Below are 6,000 nucleotides of genomic sequence, written 5' to 3' on the forward strand. Positions count from 1 at the left end.
AACTGTGCGTAGCAAATCTTTCTTGAGCGGACTCTTCAACTCTGGGTGACAAGTCTTATTGCGATCTGCATGCAATTTGCTACTAACGATGGCAACGAAAGAGACAGGCTGGACTGCGCCTCTTGATACGGGAGGAGAAGCGTTTGAGCTGCTCGGGAATTCTCGAAAGGCGTGGATATACACCTACATTCGGCATAATGAGGACGCAACGATAGACGATATCGTTGACTCGCTTGATATCCCACAGCGAACGGCGTACGCCTATATTGACGACCTCGAGGCAGCAGGGTTCATCGAACAGTCGAACGAAGGGCGACCGGCACAATACGTGGCTTACACGATCGATCTTCGCTTAGCACAAGGTGATGTCGAACGCCACATCACACCGGAATTGATCGAGGCCATCGCACGGCGGGAGAAAGATGGTGACATCGACACCTACATCGAACGCTATGGGTTCGATGGGCTCGCAGTTGCGCTTGACTATGCTCATGAATATGCCGAAGGAGAGGTAACACATCACATTATGGCCCGTGAACAAGATATCTCTCCAATGGAAGCCGGAATCATTCTGGATGCCCTTCGGCACGTCGTTGAGGACTGATCTCTGATGAGTGGGAATAGGACACGAGAGCTCTTTTTCATCGACTCCTCTGTTCTCATCAGCTGTGGTCGGCATGGGAACGCACGATTCCAAGCACTGGCTCGCGAAGCACGTCAGCGAGAAACGACGTTTCGGATCTCTCCACTGGTGTACGCCGAACTAACCGGTGATACTGCTGTTGAGGGATACGAATCTAGCGACCTTGCTGTCGGTGAACTATCCCACCCTACCGCTCGCCTGACGGCTCGCGCTTGAGGGTGGGGCTTCCTGCTTCGAGGACGCGCTTTGCAGGAACCGAATGGGTCCCCGTAGGGAGCGCAGTCTCCACAGGCGTTGATTCGGAGCGTCCCGCTCCTAACTGCTTGATACCGCGAGAAAGAATGTTCCAGGCTGCGTTCCAGTCCCTGTCAGCGGTGAACCCGCACGATGGACAGGAGTGTTTGCGGACCCACAGCGGTTTGTCGGTCGAGACACCGCAGGCTGCACACTCTTTGGTCGTCCCGGACGAATTGACGGCGACGAAGTGTGTGCCTTCACGTTCGCACTTGTACTCGAGCATTCGGAGGAACGTACCCCATGCTGCACCGGCACGGTTCCGAGAGTTGCCGTCAAGTTCGACCAGACCTTTTGCGTCAAGGTCTTCGACCGCGACGAGATCGTACTCTCGAGCGTAGTAGTTCGAGAGTTTGTGCAAGAAGTCTCTGCGCTTGTTCTTCAGGTCGGCGTGACACTCGGCCACACGACGGCGTTGTTTTTCGTAGTTATTTGACCCGTGCTCTTTGCGCGAGAGTTTTCGTTGCTCACGCTCGAGCCGGTCGCGTTCGTCCGAGAGGTCGACCGATTCGATCGCGTGGTCGTCAGTGTCGTGTGCATACTTCAGGATGCCCACGTCGATGCCAACGACGTCCTTCGGATTCTCTGGTTTCTCTGGCGGGTCGTCGGGCGTTTCGACACCGAGAACAGCGAACCACTTGCCCGTTGGTTCCTTTTTCACCGTGGCCTGTTTGATCGTAGCGTCGTCGGGTAGCTCCCGGTGGAGCCGAACAGGTATTTCTCCGATCTTTGAAAGCCGTAGGACGGTCTGACCACCCGTGTTCTTGAGTTCGAAGCCAGACTGTCGGTACGTGAATGATCGGTATTCGTTCGGTGCTTTCCACTTGAGCTGGCCAACCACACGACCATTATCCTTCGCGTCTTTGAGCCGTGAGAGATTGTTGTACAATCGCTCGACAACGTTCTGAAGCGTTCGGGAATACAGGTCGGTGAGGTCGGTCCACCACTTCTTGACCGACGGCAGTTGGTTGATCTCGTCGTACTTCGTCGTCCCATCGTTGTGGTTGAGGCGATGGAGGAAATGGTTGTACACTTGCCGGTACAGATCTCGGTGTCGGTCCAACGTCTCTCGGAGAGCATCAGACGGCTCGAGTCTGTACCGGTAGTTGTAGTTCATCTACGAACGTTCTTCGATGAGTTCGTCCAGTTTCTCTTGGACGAACGAGGAGAGATTCAGATGGTTCTCCTGAATCCACTCCTCTTGGTCATCTCGAATCGATATGTTCTTTCGCGTTGTCACAACACAAGTTACACATTTTGTGTAGTTAAATGCTTCGGGCGTGGGCCTGCTATAGAATAGTGTATGAAAGACGAGTGGCGTTGACGAGACGCTTCGCGTCTCGTTCGCACACCAGAAATCGAAGATTTCTGGGGACGCTGTATCCCCTCCCTGCTCGAGCCTTCGGCTCTCGCTGAGGAAGGGGTCTTAGCGCCTAAATTCAGATAAAGCATTGCGCGATGGGTGGATCAAGGTCACTGAGAGTCATCTTACTCCGAGTCGGAGGTGTCGACGATAATGGACCAGTCTCGACGGTTCATCGCTACTGCCAGCGATCGGTCAGAGGATATCGTTGAAAGAGCCGATACAGAACTCCTCGGTTTGGCACTCGAGTCACTTATCGAGGGTCTCACTGATTGTGTTGTTGTAGTCACGAACGATATTCCTCTTGGCGAAGCGGCAGAATCGCTGATTCCGCAGTACGGATTCGATGAGAACCAAGTTGTTTGGCTTACTGGCGGCGAGCTGGCAGCCGAACTCGATGACGACTTTGTCTCTGAATTCGAGTAGCCGTCTTGGTTTTCGCCCAATAGTCGGGCTTGGACTACAGTTCTCGAGAAAAGCAGTACCACCCCATTCAGTTTTGATTTAAGCAGGTGGAATTATCTTTGGGAGCAAGTTGGCTAAGGAGGGAGTCGACGACTGAACCGCTGTTTTTCTCCGTATCTGTAGAGTAGTCCTCTCGTGGATCTTCATACACTTCGAGTTCGATACTGCTTGCAGCCGAGAGTTCGCCTTCGAGGACCTCGAGGTTGAGGATTGCAGTCTGATAGATCACGAGTGCACGAGTTTCATTGACGTCCAGATACTGAATATTGAGTGCCTTCAGTGTTGAAGGTAGATCAATTGGGGACCCAAAGGTATATTCTCGAGATGGATCCGAATCGCTTGACATTTGATTCTCATTTGAGGCCTATGCAAATAGATCCTCTCCTTGTTGCAGCAGCTGAGTTTGGTTGCCTGTGGCGAAGTCTTCGGGAAAGAGCGGAATGAGTTGCAAACGGGCCACCGGTCAGGTGGGGAGCTGATGCCGGTAGCCAGGTGCAGATTGGGGTGCTGAGTGGCGTTGTCGCGTTGGGTGGTACGCGACACTCGAAATATACGTTAGGAGTATTATCAATCTCTTGCTTGCCCTACGGGCTCGAAACGATATTTCAGGGTTAGTCCCAAATGGTTGGTCGTGAACGCTGAGTCAACGTACTCAAACTTGGCTAAACGATCATTGGGAACGGGTCGGCTGTTTGAGAAGTAATTTATATAGCGATGTGGCAGTCCGTGCTATGTCAGATTCACTTGTTCAGCAGACGAGTGCCGATTTAGTGACGGAACAGAGCCTGAACCATGAGATGACGCCTGTTGTCGCTGTCGTTTCTGCAGTTGCCGATGCGGCTGGCACAGACCCATTCGAGTTGCCGCCTCTCAGCAATGCGATCAACCCAGAGGCACTGAACGACCTGATCGGCACCGGACAGAGTTCCGGTCTGGAGTCTGTTTCTTTTGAGTATGTTGGATACGACATTGTTGTCTCCGGAACTGGTGATATTCAGGTAACTCCATCCGAGTGAGTTGGAAGAGTTGAGCCGCTCCCTGGGAAGGTCGTCTAAAATAGATTTTACGCTGCTCGTAAGCGAGCCCTTCTTCTACTCAGACGACGTTCATCCAAGACTAGTCATAATGGCTTCTAAGCAACGCCCAGAGAAGGTCCGTATTGTGTGCAGAGAGTGTTCCTTCTCGAGGGAAGTTACTACGGAAGGGGACACATCTGCAGAAGTGATCAGAGAACACGGCCAGGAAACAGGCCACAAACTCACTGTTGAATAACTCGACACCGATGAGTAAGCACGTCTGCGTGGTAGTTAGTTCTCCAGAATCCGGTTGAACTCAACTCTTGGAGCCCGTTCTCTGTCGACCTCATGGAGAAGAGGGAGACGTAGCCACACACCGGTTGTTCGAGAAACCAGTATTAGTCCACGAACGGCGTTGTCGGCGCCGAACGGGTTTTCGAGGCCGACAAACTCCTTCCGCTGGTAGACCTGCGAACATTGCGAGAAACGGCGTGGATGCAACAGTGGCGTAGAGCTCCCACCAGTAGTGCCGCTCGTGAGTCTGGTTAAGATACATCCATCGAGGGCTTGGCGACCAGAACAGCACAGTAGTGAGCGACTGAACTCCCATTTCTACGACTCTTGAGCAAGGAGTTAACCGCCTCTGCGCTGTATCTATATCATGATAGAACAAACTATAGCATCCGTAATGACACAAGATGTGCGAACTACCACCAGAGAGACGACAGCTAGCGCCATTGCGAGAACGTTCGCGGCAGACGATATTGGATCCGTAGTCGTGATTTCCCCAGAGACAAAAGATATCTTGGGTATTATTACCAAATCAGATATTATGCACCAGGTCGCTGTTGATGCAGATATCTCGTCTATCTCTGTGGATTCGTTTATGTCGACACCGGTTGTTACAATCACGAGTGACAAATTGATTCGTGAAGCGGCCACGCTAATGAGAGAGCATTCAATTCAACACCTTCCAGTCGTGGATTCCGATGAGCTCGTGGGAATTTTGACAACAGCTAATCTAGCTCACTATTTACCCCGGCTTCGGAGGAACATTCTCCGATCCCGGAACGAGTTTAGCAGTCCAGACGGATCATAAACTTCCGCTGAGGGCGGTCTACCAGCAGATAATAGTCTGGGTCTGATCTGGTGATCTTCGATGAGTGGGGATAGAGCGCGAGAACTATTTTATCCAATCATGGTCGAGGGCCTCTAGATTTCTAACTTCTCGCGGCGGTGGAGTAGTAGATCGCTTGAGCAGGATATTGCTCGAGCGGGGTTATCTCATGGGGGGATAACCCATGCCAATATGCAGAACCCACATGCAAGAGCATGACGGCGTTTGGCTTGATAACAAGATCAAATCATTGGTAATCACTCATCTGATTCGCCATTATTTTGAACAACAGCGAGCCAAAAGTCCTCGACTTCTTTGGCAAATGAGACGAATTCTTCAGCCTCGACCGGCTTTCGGATATACTCGTCCGCCTCGAGCCCATGAGATTTCACAATGTCTTGCCCGACTTCCGAGCTCGTTAGAATTATCACTGGAATCTCTGTCAGTTCTGGCTCGTTATTCAGCTCCGAGAGGACTTCCATACCACTTTTTCCAGGTAACTGGGGCTCAAGTAAAATAAGGTCTGGTTGTGGAGCCTCTTCGTACTCGCCCTGCTGATTCACGAAATCAAGCGCTGCTTCGCCATTAGAAACGGCATGAATACTGTTAAAGATCTTCCCTTGCTCAAGGTTTTCCTCAAAGAGGCGTACATCGCCCTGGTTCGGTTCGACTAATAGAATGTCAATCATTTCTCCTCCATCATTGGTATTCTCCCCACTTGGTGAAGCCATACCACTGCATTAAGTTACAAGCTTAAAAGATAAACGGCGATGATTTCTACGGAGCAGCTTGGTTTGTTCTGAAGGCAGTAGAAGGGCTCTGTATCACATACTGGTGCCCTACGTCTCAATTAACTCGAAGTCAGTTCCGTCGCAGTTAGGACATGTATCCCAGTTCATGGGAGTGGGATCAGCATCGCTTACCGCTTGCAGAACAAATCCACAGCCTTGACATTCACTAAAGACGTCCAAGCAAGAGTAGTTATGGTGTCAACTGATATTCCTCTTCTCCCGGCACTGTCTAGTTCAGCACCTCCTCAGCTGGCGTTTTTCCACCGAGTGATTAATGCGGTCTCTGGCGGTTATAATAATGCACGAACTGT

The 6,000-nt window shown here is 51.4% G+C and carries 7 protein-coding genes; 4 read left to right on the plus strand and 3 right to left on the minus strand.

The features are described from left to right. Window positions 1–88 precede the first annotated feature (88 nt). Window positions 89–604, plus strand: coding sequence for a winged helix-turn-helix domain-containing protein (locus QA609_RS21760; protein ID WP_278304721.1), 516 nt, complete (start codon window positions 89–91; stop codon window positions 602–604). Between the two features lie 226 nt (window positions 605–830). Here QA609_RS21760 and QA609_RS21765 read toward each other — a convergent pair whose 3' ends face one another. Further along, window positions 831–2,054, minus strand: a complete 1,224-nt coding sequence (locus QA609_RS21765; protein WP_278304722.1) for a transposase — start codon at window positions 2,052–2,054, stop codon at window positions 831–833. Between the two features lie 399 nt (window positions 2,055–2,453). Here QA609_RS21765 and QA609_RS21770 point away from each other — a divergent pair, with 399 nt between their 5' ends. Continuing rightward, complete coding sequence (locus QA609_RS21770; protein WP_278304723.1) at window positions 2,454–2,726, plus strand: hypothetical protein; 273 nt, start codon at window positions 2,454–2,456, stop codon at window positions 2,724–2,726. A 67-nt stretch (window positions 2,727–2,793) separates the two neighbouring features. Here QA609_RS21770 and QA609_RS21775 read toward each other — a convergent pair whose 3' ends face one another. Continuing rightward, window positions 2,794–3,111: a hypothetical protein gene (locus QA609_RS21775; RefSeq protein WP_278304724.1), complete on the minus strand. Its 318-nt coding sequence runs from the start codon at window positions 3,109–3,111 to the stop codon at window positions 2,794–2,796. A 385-nt stretch (window positions 3,112–3,496) separates the two neighbouring features. On the opposite strand from QA609_RS21775, the gene QA609_RS21780 reads away from it, so the two are divergent. Both QA609_RS21780 and QA609_RS21785 read left to right on the plus strand, forming a co-directional pair. Continuing rightward, window positions 3,497–3,781, plus strand: a complete 285-nt coding sequence (locus QA609_RS21780) for a HalOD1 output domain-containing protein (RefSeq protein ID WP_278304725.1) — start codon at window positions 3,497–3,499, stop codon at window positions 3,779–3,781. Window positions 3,782–4,469: 688 nt separating this feature from the next. After that, the gene (locus QA609_RS21785; RefSeq protein WP_278304730.1) at window positions 4,470–4,880 is read left to right on the plus strand and encodes a CBS domain-containing protein; all 411 of its coding nucleotides are present in this window, start codon (window positions 4,470–4,472) and stop codon (window positions 4,878–4,880) included. A gap of 275 nt (window positions 4,881–5,155) precedes the next feature. Here QA609_RS21785 and QA609_RS21790 read toward each other — a convergent pair whose 3' ends face one another. Continuing rightward, window positions 5,156–5,629, minus strand: coding sequence for a response regulator (locus QA609_RS21790; protein WP_278304726.1), 474 nt, complete (start codon window positions 5,627–5,629; stop codon window positions 5,156–5,158). Between the last annotated feature and the right edge of the window lie 371 nt (window positions 5,630–6,000).

Source organism: Natronococcus sp. A-GB7 (genome assembly GCF_029688865.1).
In the GTDB taxonomy this organism is placed as follows: Archaea; Halobacteriota; Halobacteria; order Halobacteriales; family Natrialbaceae; genus Natronococcus.

Bases quoted from the DNA above. Each gene is read 5' to 3' on its own strand.
- QA609_RS21790 (WP_278304726.1), bottom strand. From the start codon at position 5,629: ATGGCTTCACCAAGTGGGGAGAATACCAATGATGGAGGAGAAATGATT.
- QA609_RS21760 (WP_278304721.1), top strand. From the start codon at position 89: ATGGCAACGAAAGAGACAGGCTGGACTGCGCCTCTTGATACGGGAGGA.
- QA609_RS21770 (WP_278304723.1), top strand. From the start codon at position 2,454: ATGGACCAGTCTCGACGGTTCATCGCTACTGCCAGCGATCGGTCAGAG.
- QA609_RS21765 (WP_278304722.1), bottom strand. From the start codon at position 2,054: ATGAACTACAACTACCGGTACAGACTCGAGCCGTCTGATGCTCTCCGA.
- QA609_RS21780 (WP_278304725.1), top strand. From the start codon at position 3,497: ATGTCAGATTCACTTGTTCAGCAGACGAGTGCCGATTTAGTGACGGAA.
- QA609_RS21775 (WP_278304724.1), bottom strand. From the start codon at position 3,111: ATGTCAAGCGATTCGGATCCATCTCGAGAATATACCTTTGGGTCCCCA.
- QA609_RS21785 (WP_278304730.1), top strand. From the start codon at position 4,470: ATGACACAAGATGTGCGAACTACCACCAGAGAGACGACAGCTAGCGCC.